The sequence below is a fragment of the Planctobacterium sp. AWM4_229 genome (assembly GCF_056160305.1).
In genome coordinates this window covers 296524-319249 of record NZ_JBSWWX010000004.1, presented here as the reverse complement: position 1 = coordinate 319249, position 22726 = coordinate 296524, and the positions used below count along the sequence as shown (strand labels likewise).

Here is a 22726-nt window from a genome sequence, read left to right as displayed (position 1 = left end):
ACCCAAATCAGAGGCTGAGCACAATCCTGTCCTGGCCTTTGTAGGTGATGTCTTTGACATTGTTATGAGAGAGCGTGAGTTTCTCTATCTGAAGGTCGCGATAATGGGCAGGGATCTCAATCTTGCGTTGCACTGTGCCATTGCTATCGGTGCGCAGCACGGTCAGCAAAGTCACTTTCAGGGGACGTTTTACACCCTGCAACATTTTGGGATTCTCCACTGCAAACACCTTGAGTAAAATCCCCGCTTCCGGTTGCTTTAAATCATTGGTTACCGTGATATCTAACATGACTTGCTGCGATGTTTTAAAATCAAAATCTGAACTAACCACAAGGTCTTTGGAGCTTCCGGCGGTTTTACTGGTTTGCGATTTAGCAGCAACGGAGGACTGCAGCACTTCCGCTTTTGCTTGCGCGTGCTGCATCACAACACTCATCGCTAAAGAGCCAGTTAGTAACAGAGAAAATATTTGCTTTTGAGTTTTCATAACAGACTCCTATTGAAACACATGAGTTTGACGACCGGGCACCAGGTACCAATCTGGCTTAAGTTGCCCTGATGACTCTACCCAATCTTGATAGTCAGGATAGGCCCACAGAACGTCTATGTACTCTCGAGGATATTGCCAATCACTGTTGAGCTTTAATCCCCAGGGTAAGTTTTGCGCGTTTTTGTAATAGCGCTGCTGAGCAGGGTCTGAATCATCCGCATGAGTGCCAAACAAGTAGGGATCAGCGAGGTCCGTAGGACCGTAACCTGCGAAATGGATTTCGTGGCCACGTTTATTACTGCGGAAGATAAAGAAATCCAAATCAGCATGCAGAAGTTGACTTAAGTCGTCGTGGAAGTTCACCTCAAAACTAAAGGGCACAGGAGGAAACTTCTCACAGTGCAGATGAGTGTTAAAGTGAGAACATTGGCCGCTGGCTTCACCGGTTTGAGTATACAAAGTCGAATTACGCCACAGTTGGATCACGGCATTCGTTTGATATTCTTCGGTAAATTTGTCGAACTGTTCACCGGCAATACTCAGGCTGGCAGACTTCACCGCGTCAGGTACAACGTTCATTAAACGCAGTGCAAACCCGTTGGCATTAGACGCCCCTCTGGCATCGATAAAGCCGCTGATTTTAAGTCCAGAAATCCCGCCTTGTGCACTGTATATGGTTTGCAGGCGTTCACGAATGACCAGATCATTCATATCGTAATCACCCAGTTTCGGCCAGTTGTCTTCATAGGCTAAAGTTACCCAATCATTTTGATTTGGATAATAGCTACTGTAAGCCTTGCGATAATCATTGGGAAACTCGTCTTGCTCGTCGGCAACACCATCTGCGTCGCTATCATTCACCTTGGGCATCGACACCAATGTCTCTTTTTGAATGGCAGTGCTTGGCGTAGCTTTCACGCTAAATACAGCATCATTGAAGTCATTGTCCCCCCAGGTGCGTGGTAAATCCTCAAAGCCCATGATAACTTCCTGCACTTCTTCATCGTAAAGCAATACCACATGTTGACGTAGTTCAGCAGTGTGCTCAGGGTTGAGACCGCTAAGTGAATAATAATAAGGAATGCGGCGATCCTTTACCCCTGTCCACCAGGAGTAACCATTGGCTGCGATAAAAAAGCCAATTGTGGTACCAGCAGTAAACTCACCTATGTTGACTCTATGCCCCGTTGCCATGTGGGGATAAGAAAGGTTAGGAAATACAATGGTTACGTCCACATCCTCTTTTCTTGTTGGCGGATTACCCGTGGGATAGCTGAAAAAACCGAACGCATTTTTGTATCCTGCCCCTTCATGCAGGAAGGTTACGTAAACCTCGGCCGTTTCAGTCAAGGAGATAGTCGAGCCAGAATCATCAGTTAAAAAGGCTTTGTTTATTTTGGACTCCGGCAATGCGTTGTTGATACGCTGAAAGAATTCAGATGAGTACTCTTCTCGCGCCCAAATCATATTTTGTGGTTTTCCGGTATTTTGGTTGTACCCGCCCGGCCAAGCCTGACCAGATAAGAACTGCCATTGATAAACCCCGTTCACCATTTCTGAGGCACGCGGCATAGATGTGATGAGGGAGCCCAACATCATGGTAGCGATAAACATTGCGGTGGATTTTCGCATCTCTGATTCTCCAGTTGTTTTCTGAAGCAAACAGAGCGAGGACCGTGCCAACCAGAATTATCTTATTAAATTCAAAGTTTTATGTGATTTTTATACAATTTGATAGAGATGGTTTTTGCATTTCGCATCGCAAAACGGGGATTTTTCGCAATTTGACGCAGTAATTTGCTATTACAGCAGTCTTGATGCCTTTAAAAGTCTTTGCAAGAACACCTGGCCCATTTAGTGCTTTACCTTGATGAAATTAACTTGCGTTTCGGAGATCGTGCATTATGCAACATGCCACCGAACAAAAAGAGATGTTGGTGTTTTCCATCGCACTTAATGGCTATCAGTGGTTATATCGCCACTGCATTAATAGCCATCGCGAATACGCACACAAAATTAATGCTGAGTACGTTTGCGTGTCTCGTCCGAGATTTTCGTCGATGGGCATTGAATGTTGTTGGTTGAAGCTACTCCTTCTCAGAGAGGCATTAAATAAGGGATACCAATGGGTGTTGTTTATTGATGCCGATGCCTATGTACAACAAGAAGCACCCGATATCCGTTTACACGCAGACGAATCCAAAAGTATCTACATGGCAAATGGGAAGACAGGTCGGTTTAACTCGGGTGTTATTTTGTTGCGCAATACAAAACCAGCAAAACAGTTCATCGATGAGGTGATTGCATCAAAAGGACAACCCTTAGCCAAAGCACATCAAGTGGGCTGGGGCGAAAATGGCTATATTATTCAGGCAGCCGAAAACAGCGATTGCATTGCAACCTTGCCTCTCAAATGGAACAACACCTGGCAACCTGAGTTGGAAGACCACATACGGCATTTTAACCACGGTATTATGCGTAACCAAACCCCACACCACCACCTCTATAACCTGGTTCACCGATATCTGGCTAAATTTACCAGGGCGATGAGTAAGCTGCACTCTCAAGACTCCAACAACCAACCTCTTGCTGATACAAAATCGCCACTGTTGGCACTTTTTACCCGTACTCAGAAAAGCTATCCGCAATTTTTTTAGTTGTCTGCGACCTCATACATCTCATTTCTCAAAATAAAAATGCAAATTGAAAAAGCCATCGAAAAAAGCGTTGCAATTTGCAAAGCAACATCAACAGAAAAATAAAATTTTCTATGATTTTCAACTATTTAAAAAATGGCACGGCTTAAGCAATATCCTTTTCAAGCTAACCACAATACGAAGTTTGAACAGGAGAATGGTTATGAGCAATACGCAATCTCAAACCACACGCAATATAAAACAGATCGGTCTGGTACTGCGTGCTACTGAATTCAGTTTGTCACTCGTTGCGCTCGTGACAGTTGCACCTTTATTGATAATAAATCTGGTACAGGCAGCCTTACGTGGCGAGAGCACCATCAAGGAACAACATAAAATCGATGCGCTAGGTCGCCGCGTGACTTTCAAACACTTTAGTTTTGGTGTCTTCAAGTCCAGTCCAGTGTTGTGGCAAGTGTTAAAAGGCGAATTACATTTCTGTGGAGCAACTTGTGAGCACAGAGTTAGCAACGAAACGCTATCTCGAATTGACTTGAACAAGCTGCCTTCAGCACTGGTAAGTCTGCATGCCTTGCACAGCCGCAGTGGCTTAGCAGTAAGCTGCCCCGATAGCCTTTATCAAAAGCAAGCGACGATGAGCTCACTCAACCTAATGGGACTGCTGGTGCGCTTTGCTTTTAACTCCGTGTTTTATCGCAGTGATGAGTTAGCCTGCCCGGCTCGCCTTCCGTTGTACGGGTTAAACATTAATAACACCCAAATGGAAAAGGCGATTGCGTGGTTCACTGACGGTACATTCTTCCGCGGTATTAAGCGCAGCAGTCTGAATCTGCAGCGTCCCAAAATCAGTTTCTTTGTAAACGCCAACTCAGTGAATCTTGCCCAGCGAAATCCTGAATTTAAAGAAGCCTTGAAAAAAGCGGACTGCTTATTTGGCGATGGCTCAGGTATTCGTGTCGCTGCCCGCTCCCGTCAACTGAAGTTGATGGACAACATTAATGGCACCGACGTATTACCCCTGTTATGCAAGGCCATGAACAAGCAAAATAAGCGCTTGTTTTTACTGGGGGCTAAACCCGGTATCGCCCAAAAAATGGCAAACAATCTGAAACAGATCTGGCCACAAATGCAAATCAGCGGTGTACAACACGGCTACTTTTCCGACTCGCAAAACGACGACATCATCCAGCATATCAATAGCAGTAAAACCGATGTGTTGTTGGTGGCGCAAGGCTCACCGCTACAAGAAACCTGGGTGATTGATAACGCCGCCAAATTAGATTGCGAATCCGTTTTGGCTGTCGGCGGACTATTCGACTTTTATTCCGGAGAGATCACACGCGCCCCCTTGTGGATGCGTGAAACCGGGCTGGAGTGGGTATGGCGCTTAATGCAAGAACCCGTTACTAAATTTAACCGCTACGTCATTGGCGTACCGGAGTTCATGTTTCGTACTTTCGTTTTAAAACAAGCTAATCAGGAGTAACACTATGAATAATTTAGCTTTAAATCGTATGTTTACCATGCTGTTCATGGTGCCACAAAATGTAGCTCAACAACCCAAAGCAGTGCGTTTCGGTCACAAAGGCATACCCGTGATTTTACAACAATCAGCCGCAGCCTTAGGTTTATTAGTAATATCTCCGTTACTGCTACTAACCATGTTATTCATTCGCATGGAGAGCCAAGGTCCGGTGTTCTTTACCCAGGTTCGGGTGGGCGAAAATGGTCGTCGCTTCCATTGCTATAAATTCCGCTCAATGTACTTAAAAACCGACCCGAAGTATCGTGAGCCTGAGCCGAGTGACAGCGATCGTGAAGGGGTTTGTAAGAAATACTATAACGATCCGCGTATTACCCGCATAGGTAAGTTCATTCGCAAATATAGCATCGATGAACTGCCACAACTGCTCAATGTTCTAAAAGGTGACATGATGTTAATTGGTCCTCGTCCTCACCTGACTACAGAATATGACAACTATGATCGCAACATCATGCCTCGTTTGTACTGCAAACCCGGTTTAACAGGTTTGTGGCAAGTTAACGGGCGTGCCGACACCGATTTTGATCAGCAGTTACAGTTCGACAAGGACTACATCCAGCAGCAAAGTATCTGGCTGGACATGAAAATCCTGTTCGCCACTGTCCCGGCAGTACTAGGAGCCAAAGGCGCTTATTAACAGCGCCTTGTAGGTTCGAGTGTACTCGGAAGCGGGGCTGGGACTTATTTTTCTACATTGTCCGACTAAAGTCGAACCTACACATCCTTTATGTCCTGCTTGAGCGCCATGGATGGCGTAAATGTCTTTTTTGCAGGGAGCATAAAAAAGACCAGCTGGACAACTAATTCAAATTCCACCACCGCTGTCCGGCTAAAGCCGAACCTACAATACCCCCTTCTCACACCATTCCATTTTGCAAAAACACCTTGTTCTGCAATTGCAAATTGCGAAAACCCTAGTCACTTAAAATAAAAAACATATAATTTTCAATAAGATAAAAGTTGGAACGGTTTCTGCTCAGTTACTGATAGTTAAATTAGATAGCAGGAATCACCATGAAAAAGTTTCCATTCTCAAAATCAGTTGTCTGCGGCATGTTAGCAGCAGCCACCATTTTTACTTCTGGCTGTGCGCAACACCACTCGTTGACTGAACCACAAAATGTTGCCCATCCTTTTTACGGTCAGCCTGGTGAGAATGGCACTTACTTTTTACACGAAGAAGCACCTGAGCACTTATTCGCTACCAGCAAAGAGTGTATTGCTCGTGAAGACTATGCAGCACCTTTGAATTACCGTGCAGATCGTCCTTTGTCGCTAAACAGCAATGTTGTTAGCCACCACTATGGTATGGAGGATGCTCGCGAATTCGGTACACCACTTAGCCCCGGCGATATGATTGAATTGATCATGGACAACGGCGACGGCTTCAATGGCAAATATGTATTGGATGCATCGGGCTATATCGAAATTCCGCTCATCAAGCCAATTTTCGCCTTTGGTAAAAACACCTGGCAGGTAGCCAAAGAAATTGAACTGGAGTTAATTCGCGCAGAAATCTTCCAACCAGCAACGGCTTTAGTGAATTTACAAGTTATCATTTGGGCGGGCATTGAAGTAAATGTTTCTGGTGCGGTATTCCAGCCTGGCCGAGTGTTAATTAATCAACGCCAATATAACGCTCTGATGGACGAAAAAATATCCACCTACGGTGACTTTTCGCCTAGAAGATTATTGTCAGAAGCTATCCGCGCCGCCAGTGGCATCAGACCGGATGCCAAATTGGACCAGGTGATCTTGATCCGCAAAGGCTGGCAAATTGAAGTGGATTTAACCGGTATCCTCACTGGTGAAGAAGTTCAGGATTATCCCTTAGTAGCCGGTGATCGCATCATCATTCCTAGTACAGGTTGTTTCCAGGCGCACCTGGTTCGCCCGAGCCAAATCACTCCCAAAGGTTTCCGGGTATTTATGTCTAACCTGACCGATTCGGCTATCAGCAACTCTGGTGCTGGGATCAGCAAATACGCCACCAACCTGCCTTACGGTACACGCCTGTTACAAGCAGCAGTATCAGCAAACTGCGTAGGTGGTAAGCAGTGGACCAATGCGCCGCGTAAAATCGTGCTGGCCAGCAAGCACCCTATCACTGGTGAAACTCAGGTGATTGAACGCTCTGTTGAACAACTTATGCGCTTTGGCAATCGCGAAGCCATCAACCCCTATTTGATGCCGGACGACGCTGTCGCCTGTTATGACTCATCTGTTACCAACTTGCGGGATATCGCCAGCACAGTATTGCAAATCGCCGCACCATTCCGCCTGTTTTAAGGCAAACGGAAGTAAGGAGTAAGTTATGGGAACCGCCATTAAAATTCCAACTCGCTGGGACCGCTTTAGAGGCCATGTCTATCGCATCTTGCGCTGGCCATATATGACAACAGGTGCCATGGGTTATGCGTTCATTCTGATGTTAGTGGCGCTGTACATGAGCCAGTCACCAAAATACAAGAGTGAGTTGGATCTGGTATTACCCGGCACGGGTTCCAGCAACCAGGTAAGCCTGAATGAAGTAGGTCAAGTGACGTCTCAAACCTCTACGCCTTTTGGTTCAGGTGGTTTTAACCCACAGGTGAACTACAAGGAAATGTTATCCAGTAGAGGCGTTATTGAGCGTGCAGCAGAAAAAGTCGGTATCACAGCAGCACAATTCGGTAAGCCTAATGTGAAGTTAACGCAGCAAACTTCCATCATTGCCATCACCATCATTGGTAACTCTTCAGAGCAGGCGCAATTAAAAGGCTGGGCCCTGTATGAATCATTACAGGAAGAGCTGGACAAACTGCGTGCCGATGAAGTGGCCAGACGCGACCTGAGCATCAAGAATGTGCTGGGTGAGTATCGTCTGAGAACTAACACAGCACGCAATGAAATTGTCGACTTTCAACAGCGAGCGTTATTGGTATCCCGCAGTCAGATGGACAAGCTCATCACCACCGTCGCGCAGCTCAACGAAAAGAAAATGTATGTGCAAGCACAGTTGGTTGAGTTGTCTGACTACATCCAACAGCTGAGCCTGGATCTGCAAGTTTCCCCCAGACTAGCGGGCAAAGCGTTAATTTTACAATCTGATCCAGAGTTTCGTGGGTTCATTCGAGAATTAAGCGAGTCCACCATGCAGTTCAGTGAATACCGCTCTCGTTGGGGTGTTGCTCACCCGAAAGTGATTGCAGAGCAGAGTCGCGTTAATGTCGCCAAAGCATCTCTTATCAAACGCGGAGCAGAATTGTCTGGCCTTGACGCGACCGACATGTTCACCACCTTGCATTTAGAAAACAACCCAAAGCGAGCGGAACTATTTGCTGATCTGATCGATGCGTTTGCCAAAAAGCAAGGCAAGGAATCTGAGTTAAAAGATCTGGAACGCTCTCACCTGCATTTGACTGACCAGTTAAAAGTCTATGCCCGTGAGGCCGCGGTATTGGACAGACTGGAAAAAGAATTTGATCTGGCTGAAGCAGTTTATACCTCCGCCGCAGCAAGATTGGAAGCCAGTAAAGCAGACGTGTTCGCATCCTATCCCGTAATTCAGATGCTAACCACCCCTTCATTTCCTGTGCTGAAAGCCAGTCCTAATCCCATGATTGCGATTGCGGCGGCGTTATTCGGCATGTTTTTCATTACTTTTGGACTGATAGTGATATGGCAACGCAAAGCATTAATCCAGTTACTGCTGAAGAAAGACTAATCTGGTTCGGTTTTTTGGGCACCTATCCGGTTTATTGTTTCGGTGCTCTTTATGTTACCGGCTCGGTACTAGGCTACCTCATTCTCGGTGTGATCCTGCTTCGCCTGTTCATCTCAGGTAATCAAGATTACAGCAAACAAGTGCCTGCGATGGCTTGGTTATGGATGATTGCCATGTTCTTCATGTTGATCGCATTATGGGCCGGACATGCCAATTGGGATTTAGGTACGGGTAAAACCATCAAATCCACCATTGGCTGGGCCAAAGGCTGGGCGTTAATCGGTTTATTTATCTTTCTCGGCGCAGTATTGCCAATACGTCCGGAATTATTGGCAAGGGGTGCCTGTATTGTAGGCTGGCACACCTTTATTTTCGCATCGTTCACCTTTGTGGCTTACATGATCAAGCTGCCAGGTGAGCTGTTCATCTCTCCATTTCAGGCTGTAGGTGGTCCCGGTCCAAAATTCTTTATGGTGTCTTTATATGGTCTGAACCCGGAAACCGGGGCTGGCCGCTGGCAGTTTTTCGCACCCTGGGCACCTGCGGCGGGCCTGCTCGCCTGTTTATACCTGGTATTGTGCTTACAGGAAAAAGATAAAAAATGGCGCATGCGCGGCATCATGGGTGTTACCGCCATGTGCTTGCTGTGTCAGTCGCGCGCTGGCTGGGCCATCTTTATTTGTTTGTGGCCCATGGTGATCTTTTCCGACAAATTTAAAGAGCCTTGGTTCTTATTCATCGCTGGCTTTTTAATTCCTGCCATTCTGATTTTGGGACAACCCTTGTTCGAGTTTTTAATGGATTCCTACGAGCAAGTGAAAGCCTCCCGTCCAGCCTCTACACGAGTGCGCGAAGCGCTGGCTTCCATTGCCTTACAACGCTGGGAATCAGAAGCATTTTGGTTTGGTCATGGCATTGTAGAAAAAGGCCCTAAACTGGTGGAAGGCATGCCCATTGGCTCCCATCACAGCTGGTACGGATTGCTTTTTGTAAAGGGCCTTGTGGGTTTGCTAGCACTTGCTATACCTATGGGTGTTAGCGCCATTTATTTATTCATTTATTCCCAGGTTTCAAAAGTCGCACAAACGGCACTGTGCTTGCTTGCAGTGTTTGTATGTTACAGCTTTTTTGAAAACCTGGAGATCCTTTCCTACCTTTATTGGCCCGCATTGCTGTGGATAGGAATGGCTTTTAATCCAGTGAATACCTTGCCGCAAAAAGCGCGCAATGAAAACACAGTTATTTATATCGATTCTCAAGGAGTACAGCATGTTTAAACACCTCGACGCCTATCTGGTGGGTTATTACGGGATGCAAAATTGCGGCGATGATGCGCTGCTATTAGCCACTCATTTCGGCGCACAGAAACACTTAGGGTGTAACAAAATTGCAGCGTCTAGCATGCGTGATTTTAAGCTTTGTGATGATTTGCAAATTGCGAAGACATTGCGCAAAACGCAAAACTGGCGCGGCCAGAATCGGTTAATTCAATATCGCTATGCACTAGCCAGCAAACGGGTGATATTTGGTGGAGGTAGTGTGTTCCACAACGCCACAGACATCAATCAAAAACGCCACTTGATAAAACTGGCCGGTATCAAACACTCTCAAGCACTGGGTGTGAGTCTGGGTCCGTTTAAAAATACCGAAGCAGAACAAGCCTGTAGGCAATTTCTGCAAGAAGTGAGCTTCGTAGGTGTGCGGGATCAGCAAAGTTACGATATTGCCAAAGCCCTTGCGCCGGACTGTAACGTGAGGTTGAGCTTTGACCTTGCGGTTTCCTTGTGTAACCACCCGCAATTCAAGGTAAATGACGGGCCGCGCCAAGGGGTGTTATTTAACGTTTGCCCGGTAGCAAAAGATGCTTTTGGCAATACCGATCCCTTTGAAGAAGAGCAGCGTGCTCGTGATCTCAGCCAGGTCATCGAGGCCATTTGGCGTCGAACTGGCCAGCGCATATCCCTGATTAACTTCAACGGCCATGCTCAGTTGGGTGATGGCCAACTGACAAATATGATTTGCGAACAACTGCGTGGCCGGGTCCCGGTATCGACAATTCCCTATAACAGCAACCCGCTAAAAGTCATGCAAGTTATCTCCCATTTTAAAGTTATGGTGAGTATGCGCCTACATGGCAACGTTTTTGCATTTATGAGTAAAACCCCCAGTGTCGCACTGAATTATCACCCAAAATGCGAACAATGGTGTGAGCAAATTGGGTTACCGGAAAAGATGCAATTTAACGCTAACCGATTCTCAAAACGTCAACTGTTTAATGTGATTGAACAGGGGTTAGAAACAGGTTTTCCAATGGCCCAATTGCCAGTAGAAACCGCAACAGAACGCTCAGAAGCAAACTGGAGAAAGCACGATGAACAACCTAAATTTTTCAGTCGTCATCCCGCTTTACAATAAAGCAAATCACATACTGGATGCCATTGCATCTATTAAGGCGCAAAGTGTGCCCGCGGATGAAATTATCATCATCGACGATGGCTCCAGCGATGAAGGCGTCGCCGTAGTAGAACAAGCTAAGATTGAGGGCGTGCGCATTATCCACCAGGCCAATCAAGGTGTTTCAGTGGCGCGCAATAATGGTATTAAAGCGGCCCGCAACACCTATGTGGCCTTTCTGGATGCCGACGATACCTGGTTGCCTTTCTTTCTGGAAGAAATGCAATTGCTTATTGCGAAATTCCCACAATGCAAATTTTTTGCAAGTCGCTATCAATGTATCGACGGTGAAAATTATGTGGATGCCAAAATTAATTTATCGGGTCTTGATCCCGAAGGTGTCTTACTGAACAACTATTTCGAAGTCGCTGCGTCAGGTGATCTGCCCTTTATGATCTCTTCAGCAGTGATAGACAAGTCACTAGTAGACATCATTGGCGGCTTTCCACCGGGAGAGCGCATTGGTGAAGACCAGGACTTTTTTGCCCGAGCGGCAATGCATGGGCCGATTGCTTACAGCCCTAACATTCACCTGCTGTACCGCAGAGACAGTGAAAACAGTGCCACCAGCACCTGGGTACCAGAGCAGGAATGTCCTTTCAGTGAACGTTTAAAAACGCAAATGGCTCAGTTAAACCATGAGACAGTAGCGAAACACGTTAATAAATACAGTGCTGCTCACCTGTGTCACCTGGCCAAGCTCAATATCTACAAGGGCCGATTTGATACCGCACGAGCACTACTTTCGGACCGCCGCTGCAACCTTAAAGCGAAACATAAGTGGGGCCTGCTCACGATGAGTTATCTGAAACAAATTCAACATTCATTGGTCGCGCAATAATTCGCGCCAAACCGAATTAAAGAGGTAAAGATCATGAAACTTAATGCAATCTGTATGGTTAAAAACGAAGGCGATGTCATCGCCGAAACGCTGTTAAACGCGATTAACTTTTGTCACCGCATTTATGTGTTTGACAATGGCTCCACTGACGGCACTTGGGAAACCGTGCTGGAACTGGCGCAACTACACAAACAAATTGAAATCGCCGCCCACAGCGATGAAGTGTTTAAAAACCAGCTACGCAATCGGGTGTACAACATGTTCCATCACAAGTACACAGACGACGACTGGTGGTACATCCTGGATGCCGATGAAATGCTAACCGAAGATCCTAAGCCCCTATTGTCTGAGGCAGACCGCAGAGGTTATGACATGCTAAGAGTGTGGCAAGCCCAGTTTTATTTCACCGATAAAGACATGGCGGGTTACGAGCAGGAAGACAAGTCACTCCCTGTTACCGAGCGTCGTCGCTACTATCGCATTAACTGGCGTGAGCCGCGCTTTTTCAAAAACAAGCAGTCGCAGGAATGGTCTGAAAACATTTCCGGTCGTTTACCTCCATTTTGCAAACGCTTTTATTATAAAGCCCCCATTTGTCGCCATTATGCACAGCGCACACCAGAGCAAATCAAGGCGAGAAATCAGATCCGCATCAACAACCCGTTTAGCTTTTTCCATTTAAAAAATGGCAAGGCAGATAACTGGTTAAAACAAGCCGATGACATGTTCGTATACAACAATGACGGTGTGTTTCAGTTTCCGCTGTCTGACCGGGTTAAGTACTTTGCCAGTGAGCTTCGCTACTGGTGCCAGTGGCGCGTTAAAAACGTCATTAACCTGGTGCATAAAGCCGTGTCGTTTGCGATACCCCAAACCCGCTAAGCGGCCGAAAGAAGATGTAACGGGCTGTGCAGCAGCCCAACCTTTTACAGGAAGAATCCTATGACAGCGACAGTGGCCTCCTCCATTGAACATCCGGGTGACGATCCCGCCATTCAACGCCTGCTTAAACGCATGCCCGACAATATCGCCAGTAGTTTTAGTACTGAGCAGCTTTTTGGTTTGCGCGAGGCGATTGGTGTCCGTGGTGGACGACTGCACTCGGTGGACATTCGCCCGACGTTGAAGTTTCCGTTCTTACCATGGAGTTTCTATGTGGTGTTTTTGGTGGGCCGCAACCGTCGTTCCTTATCAAAACAAGAGCAATACATGGCAGCGCTGGTTTTACTGGCGTTTACCATTAGTTTTGTGATGGGTCTGGCGCTACTGGGGCTGTTAGCTGTTTATCTGTTGAAATCGGCGTTGGGTATCAATGTATTCGAAGGTTATTCATTGGGTGTCTGGGACTGGTTTAAGTCGCAGTAATCAATAGCTAACAGGAGATTCGAAATGCAATCAGTTCATCAGACTCAGACCGGCAATACTCAGCGTAATCTCAACTATGATTTGCTCAGACTGTTAGGCTTGTTGATCATTGTTATTGCCCATTCTAATCCCCCAGAGTGGTTGTTTCAGTTGCGTAATTTTGGAACTCCGCTGTTAGTGCTGGGCTCCGGGCTGACCTACGCGCTTATCTTTCATAATCGAACTCTGAATGTCAGCTCCTTTTATCACAAACGCATCAAGAACCTGCTGTTCCCCGTTTGGCTTTTTCTTACCCTGTTTTTTGCAGGCTATTACCTGTTCTCACAATTAATGGACAGCGAATTCCCTTTTACCTTGAAAAACATCGTCGGCTCTTATGCGCTGATGGGTGGAATTGGTTTTGTATGGGTATTTAAAGTATATCTGGCATTGGCGCTGCTCACCCCATTCGCTCTTTATCTAAATCGCCGGATTCGCAGTAATAACGCCTACTTTGCCGCGTTGTTATTGGCATATTTCAGCTACGAGGTAATGGTAAATCTATTTTCGGCTTCAGTGGGGAGCATCATTAACTCGGTAGTCTTTACCCTAATTCCCTATGGCTTAATTTATTGTTATGCCTTCAGGTTACCCTCTTTAAGCAACCGACAGGTATTATTCACAGCCTTGCTATCTTTGTTACTTTTCGTGCTGTATGCCCTGTTTAAGTTCAATGAAACGGGCGCATTTGTGCCTACGCAAGGGTATAAGTACCCACCCACCTTGTATTACCTGAGTTATGCGTTTTTCGCCATCAATTTACTATACCTGCTGGTGACATCATGCTCATTGAACAGCTCGCTATCACAGCGGGTGATCATCTGGTTGTCCAGCAACTCGATGTGGTTGTACTTATGGCATATTCTTGCTCTGTTTATCTGGTCCGGAGTAATGGGTACGCCTGATGGAACCATGTTACCTTTCCTGCAAAAAGCGCTGTTTGTCATGGGGTTCGCGGTGCTGTGTGTGCATATTCAAAACAGGTTGAATCTGCCATCCACAACCCAACTTTTTGCTAAAGCTTTTCCTCGAGCAGCTAGCTATCCCGTTAGATAGAGTCTGTCTCAGGAAAAGCATCCCTGTAAAACTGTTGCATGGCTGCTGCCACTTCAGCAGCCTTTTCAATTGCAGCGCTGTGCCCTGCATCATTGATAGTGAAAAGACGCGCGCCGGGAATGGTGTCCGCCATGCGCTGCGAACACTCAGGTGGTGTTAAGACGTCAAATTCCCCAACGATGACCGCAACAGGCAAAGATACGTCCTGTAATTGCGACAATACATTGTCTCGACTAAATATGCTTTCGCCAAAAGCCACCATGGCTTTTTTATTCTGTTCAGTGACAGTTTGCTTCCAGTAGTTCACCGCTTTTTTGTTGTCAGTCGTTTTCAAAAAACTCTTGTGAAACATCATAGGTAATACTTTACCAATCACCGGCCACCAGCCGAGGTTTTTTACGGTTTTTAACAGCAGAGTATTTTTCTGCAGCGCTGCTTGCGGTTCGTCTTCTGCAGACGTGCTCATTAATACCAAGGAATGCAGCAAATCAGGACGACGCAGGGCAATACGCATCCCCACAAAGCCACCTGTGGACATACCCACAAAATGCACCGGACCACAATCCAGCTGCTCTATCAAAGCAATCGCATCGCTTACCAGATTATCCAGTTCATAGCCTGATGATGTAACTTCACTCTGGCCATGGCCACGATGTTCGAAGCTGATGCAGCGGTAGCTTTCCTGAAGTCGTTCCACCTGACCGGCGAACATAGTGTGGTTCATCAGAAAACCGTGAGAAAATACGATGGTTTCCTTTCCTGCGCCTGTTTCCTGATAAAACAGGTTGGCGCCATTCACATTGATTTGCGGCATTTACTATTCATCCATAACAAGTTTGATTAAACGCTACAGCGGAAAAAGTTCAGGTGCAAGCGCGACATTTAACAATTTGTAAATGGCCTTCATGGAACTAGCTGGCGCGCTGCCAGCAAGGAGCATCACCAATTTTTTCAATAAGATAATCGATAAATACCCGTACCTTGGCGGTAAGCACATTGGATTTGGGGTAAACCAGCCAGATAGCGGCCTGATCATCTATTTCAAAATCCGGTAACACCCTTACTAAACTGCCTTCATTTAGCTCTTTATGGACATTCCATACCGAGCTCATGCAAATACCCACCCCCGCTTTTGCCGCGATGCGCATATTTGCTCCATCATCACATATCACTCGGGGCGTAAGTCCGGGTTTGGGAAAGGGGTAACTGCTTTTGTCGCTACGCGACACCAGTTTGCGGGGCTTAGTATGCATAAAAACAATCAGCTGGTGTTGCTCCAAATCCGCTGGCTGCTCCGGTGTACCGAATTGCTGTAAATACTCAGGAGAAGCACACAAAATGCGAGAATCGTTAGCCAGACGCCGGCCGATTAAACTGGTATCTTCGGCTGCGTAATTTCTAAGCGCGAGATCAAAGCCACCTTCAATCAAATCCATGCGTGTATCAGACAATTTCAGCTCAATGTTGACATCCGGGTATCGGGCCAGAAATTCCGGCAAGATGGGGGCAATGTGCAACTGAGCAAAGGTACTGGAAGCGGCAAAACGCAATGTACCGCTCACCTGTGCTTTACCTTTACCTAAAGCCGCTAAAGCCGCCTCCTCCTGAGCAATGATTTCACGAGCATAGGGCAAAAACTCCGCACCTTCTATCGACAAACTGACTTTACGCGTAGAGCGGTGAAACAAGTCGGCTCCCACCTGCACTTCTAATTTCGATAATCGGGCACTCGCCACTGAAGGCGGCAAGCCCAAGCGCTTTCCGGCGGCACTGATATTCAGTAATTCTGCCGCCAGAACGAATAATCGAACGCCACTGGTATCCATAATTATATCCAAAATCCGAATTCTGATTCCTTTTATACGCCATTTATTCGCATTTTCAACAGAGATATGCTTTCGCCATCAATTAAACATCACGGGTCAATTCACCACAGGGGGAACCATGTTGCAGCGACAACGACTTGAGACACCCGCTTTTCCAGCGCTAAATACCGCTTACAATCAGGTGTTTCAGGCTAACAAACTGAGCCTGGGCTTAGTGGTACCTGTTGAGGCGTATCCCGACAGTCCAGAGCCCACCATGCAACAACAAGTTCAGCGAGTACAACTGGCTGAATCCCTGGGATTTAAGTCGGTGTGGCTCAGAGATGTGCCCTTTAATGTGCCCTCCTTTGGTGATGCCGGACAGGTGTTCGATCCCTTTGTATATTTGGGATTATTAGCCGGACAAACAAGCCGTATTGCTCTGGGCGTTGCGAGTCTGATTTTACCCCTGCGTCATCCGGTGCATGTGGCAAAGGCAGCCGCATCGGTTGATAGCTTATCGGGTGGTCGACTGCTCCTTGGCATTGCCAGTGGTGATCGTCCTGAGGAATATCCTGCAATGGGCGTTGACTACCAGCAGCGAGGCGCGCTATTTCAGCAAAGCTATGACTATATTCGCTGTGCTGCTCAGGCCTATCCTCAGATAGAAAACCACTATGGCACGCTACAGTGCCAAATGGACCTGTTGCCTAAACCGCAACATGGGCAGTTACCTCTGCTGATCACTGGCGCTTCACAACAAGCGCCTGATTGGTTGGCCCAGCATGGCGATGGCTGGATCACTTACCCCAGACCACAGGCGTTACAAGCAAAATTCATCGAAAACTTGCGAATTACCGCTAGCGAAACCGGCATATCAAAACCGGTAATGGAGCCACTTTACATTGATATCACCGAAGACCCGGATCATGCGCCCCAAGCCATTCACCTGGGATATCGCTTGGGTATCAAATCGCTGCGTAACTATCTGCGAGCACGACAAGAGATTGGTGTTAACCACGTAGCGTTAAACCTGCGCTTCAACCAGCGAAATGTGCCGCAAACGCTACATGAAATCGCTGAGCACATTATGCCGGAATTTAACTAACAGGACTGTATTCATGAACAAAACAATTTTACTCACTGGCGGGACTGATGGTATCGGTCTGGAAACCGCAAAAAACCTGGTGAAACAAGGTCACACCCTGTTACTTCACGGTCGCAATAGTGAAAAATTACAGGTGATTAAAAGCCAGCTTGAAGCACTTAACAGCAATGCGACTATCGAAAGCTATCAGGCTGATCTGGCCAATCTCAGTGAGGTGCTGAAACTGGCAAACGCGGTTAGAGCGGCACACGATAAGATTGATGTGCTAATCAATAACGCCGGTGTGTTCAAAACACCTAAACCCGTAACTGATACCGGCTACGACATTCGTTTTATGGTTAATACCCTGGCCCCGCTTGTACTTACGCAACAGTTGTTGCCCGCAATGAATAAACAAGGGCGGGTATTAAACCTGTCCTCCGCAGCACAAGCGCCAGTCAGCCTCAATGCTCTCTCTGGTAAACAGCTCCTTAGCGATAGCAGTGCCTATGCGCAAAGTAAGCTCGCCATTACGATGTGGAGTTTTTATCTGGCTGAGCATTCAGGCTCAAACGCACCGGCGATTTTGGCTATTAATCCCGCCTCTTTCCTTGGCAGCAAAATGGTAAAGGACGCCTATGGATCTGAGGGTAAGGACCTGTCTATCGGCGCTGATATTCTGGTGCGAGCCGCATTGAGTGAGGAATTTAACGGTATCACCGGACGCTACTTTGATAACGATATTGGCAATTGGGCACAGCCTCACCCTGATGCCCTCAATGAAATGAAAAACAACGCCTTAATGGCAACCCTGCAGGACATTCTTAAAAAACTGCAAATACCCACAATCGATTAAGCACTGAGGTGCGCAGACACCTCAAGTAACAAACTACAGTAATTTTAACAGCATCAAATCAGGAGAGTTTCCATGAAAGCAATGATAGTAAATGAATTTGGTGGCCCGGAGGTATTTCAGGCCACAGACATCGCCAAACCGGAAGTTAAAGCTGGTCATGTTCTGGTGAACATCAAAGCCACCAGTGTCAATACGGTGGACACCATGATACGCCAGATGGGTCCGGAGTTACCTTTGTCTCCCGCAGCCCCCGCTGTGTTAGGTATGGATTTCGCGGGTGTCATCACACAAGTGGGTGAAGATGTTACGGGTTACGCACCGGGTGATGAGGTGTACGGTTGTGCAGGCGGACTTGCCGATCTACCCGGGACGCTCACCGAGTATATTGCTGCTGATGCCAACCTGATTGCCCACAAGCCTAAAAACCTGACAATGCGGGAAGCGGCGGCTATTCCACTGGTGGGTATTACCGCCTATGAAGGCTTAATGCGCGCTGGGGTTAAAGCCGGGCAAAAAGTGTTGGTGCACGGTGGCTCAGGAGGTGTGGGGCATATCGCGCTGCAGCTAGCGAAACACTTTGGCGCTGAGGTGTACTCCACGGGCGGAGGCGATGCTCAAAGCGCTCTGATTGAAAAACTGGGTGCCACGGCCATTAACTATAAATCCGAATCAGTTGAAAGTTATGTACAACAGCATACGTCAGGTGTGGGTTTTGATGTGGTATTTGACTCGGTGGGCGGTGCCAACATGCTAAATTCCTTTGAAGCGGCAGCCCTGAACGGTCATGTTGCTTCAACCGTATCATTGGTGGAACTGGATTTAACCCTGGCGCACTTTAAAGGGCTATCCTTACATGTGGTGTTTATGCTAATCCCTATGCTGCACAACTTCCGCCGCGAGGAGCATGCAACGATTCTCAAAGCGCTAACCGAGATCGTGGAAGCCGGTAAACTCACACCGATACTGGATAGTAACGAGTATACGTTAGAGCAAGTAAGTGAGGCCCATGCGCGACTGGCCAGCGGTCAAGCGATGGGTAAAGTGGTCGTGACGATTTAATCCGAAGACTTCGTTTATCAGGGATGCACTGGCATCCCTTTTGCCATTTATAAAAGGAGAGATTTAATGTTAAAGATCAACAGGTTACTTTGGATAAGCTTAGCGCTTCTGAGCACCTCGCTGTGTGCTATCGCTAATGCCTCTGAACTACAGTCAAAGGTGATCACCACAGATAATATTCAATGGGGTTATCTCAACCCAGCGCGTGGCGATAAAAGCCCAGGAGCGGCAAATTTGTGGGGTGATCGCAGCAAAGATACGGCTACAGGTATGTTAGTGCGCTTCAACAAAGGTTTTTCCTCACCGCCTCATATCCACAATATTTCTTATCGCGGTGTCGTGATCAAAGGCCTGATGCACAATGATGACCCCGGCGCAGAAAAGCTCTGGTTACCGGCGACGTCCTATTGGACGCAACCTGCAGGGGAAAATCACATTACTGCAGCCGATGGTGACAGCAACCTGATTTACCTTGAAATAGACAGTGGCCCTTACCTGGTAAGACCCACAGAGCAACAATTTGCCAATGGCGAGTATCCTGTTAATGTGCACGCAGACAACTTGGTTTGGCTAGATGCAACCCAATCTTCCATTGTCGAAGGTGACAAGCTTGCCGTCAGCTACCTCTGGCAAAAACAGGAGCGTCCCGCTTTGCGCGGTTATCTGGTGAAACTGCCTGCATCACCCCACATCGAAATTGCCAGTGAAGCGAATGAGTTCCGGGCAGTGGTTATCCAGGGTGAGGTGACATACAGCTCCGTGGAAACCAGCCAGCCCCTGGACCTCTCAGAAGGCAGCTATTTCAGCGCCACTGGACAATTCAAACATCAGCTGAACACCAAAGAAGAGACCGTAATTTATGTGCGCTCAGATGGAGAGCTGCGGGTGAAACAAGCGTCTGCGAGTCAGTAACTGCATTACGCCATTTATACTGCGCTCGCCACCATACAAGGCGAGCGCAATGCCTGCGCCATTTGCCAATAAATCCAGTACATCAAAAGTGCGCTGAAAATAAGGCTGCAAACATTCAATCAAGCCACTGGCGAGCCAGAGTAATAGCAAGAATCGGTATGCTCCTTTGGGTTTGGCTACAACGATGGGCAAGGCTACCATGCACCAGGCCAGTAAATGTTGAACTTTGTCGATACCGGGAATGCCGGGTGGTCCCACATAAGGTGGTTTTAGTGACAACCAGGTAATGCACAGCAATCCGGTGCACACAATAAAAGGCCAGCAACGCCTGTTACATTGCCATAGCTGAACAATGACCTTGGCAAGGGCTCGCTCGACAACAAACCCTAAAGCCGCAATGGCAGGACTATTTGTTACCATAATTCAGCTGCTGCGCGTTGTGCATAAACCAGGATTCTAGCTTGGTATATAACGATTGAGGTAAGACACTCAACAAAGCACAGCCACAGGTTAAGAAAGTACGTTGGGGCTCTTCGGCAACTACGCGGTAATCAGTGCGTATGGCTTTGAAGGACAGGCGGATGGCTTCTCTAGCGTTGCCTGATTGCACAGCGCGTCTGGCAAGGTAGCGGTACTGATATGCTTCAGCCAGCGATTGCCACTGTTGCATAAAATCTTCATGACCTTCTGTATTTTGCTGCACGGCAAACTGCCAGCTGGCGAATTGCTTTTGCAGATTAGCCGATAATCCCCCGGCATTAACTCGATAAAACGTCAGAGGCTCGGCCAGGCCTTCAAAAATCCATGAGGTGTTCAAGGCCACCCGCAACCAAAACTCTATGTCTTCTGACTGTCGTAAGCGTTCATCAAACCAGAAATGTCTAAGCTGACTGCCTTCCCAGCGACTGGTTTTAATTTCTTCCAATAACTCTCGACGTATCACGGGTGCTGAGCCATTGCCGATTGGGTTACGACAAAAGATATGTTTGGCATCCACGTCGGTGAGTTTTGGGAACTGGCCAATACCCATTGATTTACCGTTTTCGTCCACAAACCAGGAGGCGCTATAACTGATACCAACCTGTTCATTGCGGTTGAGATGTAATACGTGCAGCTCTAGTTTTTCCGGTGCCCAAAAGTCATCTGCGTCCAACAATGCCACGTAGTGACCGCGTGCCTCAGCGATACCGGTATTTCTGGCACCTGCCAAACCACGATTCTTTTGAGATACCACGCGTATTCTTGGATCATTGAAGCTATTAACGATATCCAGGGTATCGTCGCTACCGCCATCGTCTACGCAAATCACTTCAAAGTGTTGCCAGGTTTGTGCCAGCACCGACTGTAAACTCGTAGCAATGTACTTTTCCACGTTGTACATAGGAATTACCACAGAAACCACGGGACAAGAGTAAGATAAGTTCTGCTGAGTCATAAGATTCTCCAGATTACAGCGAGCCGCAAAGCGGCGCTTTAGCTTGTTTTAATTTAGAAGGTTTTACACAGCTCAAACTGAGCAGCAAACAAAAACTACTGGCAAATAACACCACCTGAGCCAGCGCCAAAGGTGATGCAGGTTTGAGCCAGCACAAACTGGCCACCAAGACGCTCAGGTGTGCCAGGCGCACATGGGATTCACGAGTGAATGCACCTGCCGCCCGCTGCGCCACACAAATCATATCGATGAGAAAAATCGGAATCGCTGAAATACACAACCAGGTAGCGACAGGTATCGATGCCAGCCAGGTATTGCCAAACACCCATTGAATATAGAAAGGTGCCAGTAGTGCTTGTGTCACGTAAAGCGCACAAACTAACCCCATCAGCAAAACAATATTCTTAACGGAATCTGATTGGATACCATTGCGCTGCATCACACAAAACTGTGGATAAAGTGCGGTCGTTACCGCATTGCTGAATGCCTGGCTGACGGCGATACTGGCACTTTTGGCAAAGCTGTAGATACCGAAAATTTCAGGAGAAAGCAGTTTTCCGGCTATCAACACATCGGCATTGATGCGCAGTGCTCTTGATAATTCCGATTGCAATAATTTACTTGAATTAACAACAAGCTTTCTGAAAATCGGCCAATTAAAACCAATACCATATTGTGTTACCGGCACTCGTATGAACAATACAATCCATAAAATGGCATAGATAAATTTGCCGTAGACCACCACTTCAATGCCCTGCCCCAGCCATAACAACATAGCGATAGACAGGTTTTCGATGCTGACACATAAGCCATTGCAAAAGCCGAAATAGCCCAGCTTGTTACTGCGCTGTAATAAGAATACCCGTACACTCACTACCGGATATAGCAGGTAAACGGTAGATAATTGTTGCAGTAATTGCTTGAGTTCAGGGTTGCTATAAAATTCGCCCAGGAATATCGCCAATGTATACTGAAGAGCAGCGAGCGTGACACTTAATATGATTTGCATGACTACGGCATTTTTAGCGAATGCCGGCAATTGTTCATCAGAGCACTGAACTAGTTGGGAGCCGGCACCACAGCGCAGAACCAATCGAATCATATCGTGACAAGCCAGCGCTAACATTGCGGTACCGTATTGTGCTGGAACTAAAAATGCCGCCATTGCTAACAGCGTCACGATGCGGGATAACTTGGCTACGGCCTCAGCGCCGATCATACTCAACACATTGCGATGCTGAGTAGTGGAAAGCTTATTTTTAAGGGCCTTAATTGCGCGTTGCATGAAATCGCCTGTTAACAATGTTTGTGCATTGCTCAAGGGATTACAAGATGCGTTCCAACTTTTAAACGTTTACAAGATGTTGATTTTATTGGTTATTTTTAGAGCCGACTAAATACCATTCGCGTTTTGCAATGTG

Annotated in this window: 22 protein-coding genes; 15 read left to right on the top strand and 7 right to left on the bottom strand. The window is 47.1% G+C overall.

Features of this window, described 5'->3' with window-relative positions; all coding sequences use genetic code 11:
* Window positions 1-7: 7 nt before the first annotated feature.
* Both ACXAGP_RS10695 and ACXAGP_RS10690 read right to left on the bottom strand, forming a co-directional pair.
* Window positions 8-487, bottom strand: a complete 480-nt coding sequence (locus ACXAGP_RS10695) for a hypothetical protein (RefSeq protein ID WP_475261321.1) — start codon at window positions 485-487, stop codon at window positions 8-10.
* 9 nt (window positions 488-496) lie between these two features.
* A complete protein-coding gene (locus ACXAGP_RS10690) occupies window positions 497-2122 on the bottom strand; it encodes an LruC domain-containing protein (RefSeq protein ID WP_475261320.1) in 1626 nt (541 codons plus the stop codon).
* 272 nt (window positions 2123-2394) lie between these two features.
* Between ACXAGP_RS10690 and ACXAGP_RS10685 the strand changes: the two genes are divergently transcribed.
* The 11 genes from ACXAGP_RS10685 to ACXAGP_RS10635 all read left to right on the top strand — a co-directional run bounded on the left by ACXAGP_RS10685 (window position 2395) and on the right by ACXAGP_RS10635 (window position 14151).
* Window positions 2395-3147, top strand: coding sequence for a hypothetical protein (locus tag ACXAGP_RS10685; RefSeq protein WP_475261319.1), 753 nt, complete (start codon window positions 2395-2397; stop codon window positions 3145-3147).
* Window positions 3148-3349: 202 nt separating this feature from the next.
* Window positions 3350-4633 carry a WecB/TagA/CpsF family glycosyltransferase gene (locus ACXAGP_RS10680; protein WP_475261318.1) on the top strand — a complete coding sequence of 428 codons (1284 nt, stop codon included), beginning with the start codon at window positions 3350-3352 and terminating at the stop codon, window positions 4631-4633.
* Between the two features lie 4 nt (window positions 4634-4637).
* Window positions 4638-5327, top strand: coding sequence for a sugar transferase (locus tag ACXAGP_RS10675; RefSeq protein WP_475261317.1), 690 nt, complete (start codon window positions 4638-4640; stop codon window positions 5325-5327).
* Between the two features lie 377 nt (window positions 5328-5704).
* On the top strand, window positions 5705-6979 hold the full coding sequence (locus ACXAGP_RS10670; protein WP_475261315.1) for a polysaccharide biosynthesis/export family protein: 1275 nt from the start codon (window positions 5705-5707) through the stop codon (window positions 6977-6979).
* Between the two features lie 25 nt (window positions 6980-7004).
* Window positions 7005-8396 carry a GumC family protein gene (locus tag ACXAGP_RS10665; RefSeq protein WP_475261314.1) on the top strand — a complete coding sequence of 464 codons (1392 nt, stop codon included), beginning with the start codon at window positions 7005-7007 and terminating at the stop codon, window positions 8394-8396.
* On the top strand, window positions 8351-9673 hold the full coding sequence (locus tag ACXAGP_RS10660; RefSeq protein WP_475261313.1) for an O-antigen ligase family protein: 1323 nt from the start codon (window positions 8351-8353) through the stop codon (window positions 9671-9673). Before ACXAGP_RS10665 ends, ACXAGP_RS10660 begins: the two co-directional genes overlap by 46 nt.
* Window positions 9666-10811: a polysaccharide pyruvyl transferase family protein gene (locus tag ACXAGP_RS10655; protein WP_475261312.1), complete on the top strand. Its 1146-nt coding sequence runs from the start codon at window positions 9666-9668 to the stop codon at window positions 10809-10811. The genes ACXAGP_RS10660 and ACXAGP_RS10655 overlap by 8 nt, the downstream gene beginning before the upstream one ends.
* The gene (locus tag ACXAGP_RS10650; RefSeq protein ID WP_475261311.1) at window positions 10768-11691 is read left to right on the top strand and encodes a glycosyltransferase family 2 protein; all 924 of its coding nucleotides are present in this window, start codon (window positions 10768-10770) and stop codon (window positions 11689-11691) included. The genes ACXAGP_RS10655 and ACXAGP_RS10650 overlap by 44 nt, the downstream gene beginning before the upstream one ends.
* A 33-nt stretch (window positions 11692-11724) precedes the next feature.
* Window positions 11725-12573 (top strand): glycosyltransferase family 2 protein, encoded by an 849-nt coding sequence (locus ACXAGP_RS10645; RefSeq protein ID WP_475261310.1) that lies wholly within the window; start codon window positions 11725-11727, stop codon window positions 12571-12573.
* Between the two features lie 60 nt (window positions 12574-12633).
* On the top strand, window positions 12634-13056 hold the full coding sequence (locus tag ACXAGP_RS10640; protein WP_475261309.1) for a hypothetical protein: 423 nt from the start codon (window positions 12634-12636) through the stop codon (window positions 13054-13056).
* Between the two features lie 24 nt (window positions 13057-13080).
* On the top strand, window positions 13081-14151 hold the full coding sequence (locus ACXAGP_RS10635; RefSeq protein WP_475261308.1) for an acyltransferase family protein: 1071 nt from the start codon (window positions 13081-13083) through the stop codon (window positions 14149-14151).
* On the opposite strand, the gene ACXAGP_RS10630 is transcribed toward ACXAGP_RS10635, so the two are convergent.
* On the bottom strand, window positions 14144-14965 hold the full coding sequence (locus ACXAGP_RS10630) for an alpha/beta fold hydrolase (RefSeq protein WP_475261307.1): 822 nt from the start codon (window positions 14963-14965) through the stop codon (window positions 14144-14146). The two genes, ACXAGP_RS10635 and ACXAGP_RS10630, sit on opposite strands and share 8 nt — an antisense overlap.
* Window positions 14966-15062: 97 nt before the next feature.
* The gene (locus ACXAGP_RS10625; protein ID WP_475261306.1) at window positions 15063-15989 is read right to left on the bottom strand and encodes a LysR family transcriptional regulator; all 927 of its coding nucleotides are present in this window, start codon (window positions 15987-15989) and stop codon (window positions 15063-15065) included.
* 106 nt (window positions 15990-16095) lie between these two features.
* Here ACXAGP_RS10625 and ACXAGP_RS10620 point away from each other — a divergent pair, with 106 nt between their 5' ends.
* The 4 genes from ACXAGP_RS10620 to ACXAGP_RS10605 all read left to right on the top strand — a co-directional run bounded on the left by ACXAGP_RS10620 (window position 16096) and on the right by ACXAGP_RS10605 (window position 19870).
* Window positions 16096-17064 (top strand): LLM class oxidoreductase, encoded by a 969-nt coding sequence (locus tag ACXAGP_RS10620; RefSeq protein WP_475261304.1) that lies wholly within the window; start codon window positions 16096-16098, stop codon window positions 17062-17064.
* A gap of 13 nt (window positions 17065-17077) precedes the next feature.
* Window positions 17078-17899: an SDR family NAD(P)-dependent oxidoreductase gene (locus ACXAGP_RS10615; RefSeq protein WP_475261302.1), complete on the top strand. Its 822-nt coding sequence runs from the start codon at window positions 17078-17080 to the stop codon at window positions 17897-17899.
* Between the two features lie 72 nt (window positions 17900-17971).
* Window positions 17972-18958, top strand: a complete 987-nt coding sequence (locus tag ACXAGP_RS10610; RefSeq protein ID WP_475261301.1) for a zinc-dependent alcohol dehydrogenase family protein — start codon at window positions 17972-17974, stop codon at window positions 18956-18958.
* A gap of 66 nt (window positions 18959-19024) precedes the next feature.
* On the top strand, window positions 19025-19870 hold the full coding sequence (locus ACXAGP_RS10605) for a DUF4437 domain-containing protein (RefSeq protein WP_475261300.1): 846 nt from the start codon (window positions 19025-19027) through the stop codon (window positions 19868-19870).
* Here ACXAGP_RS10605 and ACXAGP_RS10600 read toward each other — a convergent pair.
* From ACXAGP_RS10600 to ACXAGP_RS10590, 3 genes are read right to left on the bottom strand one after another with little or no spacing between them, the layout of a single operon-like run.
* Complete coding sequence (locus tag ACXAGP_RS10600) at window positions 19826-20290, bottom strand: VanZ family protein (protein WP_475261299.1); 465 nt, start codon at window positions 20288-20290, stop codon at window positions 19826-19828. The two genes, ACXAGP_RS10605 and ACXAGP_RS10600, sit on opposite strands and share 45 nt — an antisense overlap.
* Window positions 20277-21305, bottom strand: coding sequence for a glycosyltransferase family 2 protein (locus tag ACXAGP_RS10595; RefSeq protein ID WP_475261298.1), 1029 nt, complete (start codon window positions 21303-21305; stop codon window positions 20277-20279). The genes ACXAGP_RS10600 and ACXAGP_RS10595 overlap by 14 nt, the downstream gene beginning before the upstream one ends.
* A 13-nt stretch (window positions 21306-21318) precedes the next feature.
* Entirely contained in the window at window positions 21319-22590 is a 1272-nt protein-coding gene (locus ACXAGP_RS10590; protein ID WP_475261297.1) for an oligosaccharide flippase family protein, read from the bottom strand.
* Window positions 22591-22726: the final 136 nt, after the last annotated feature.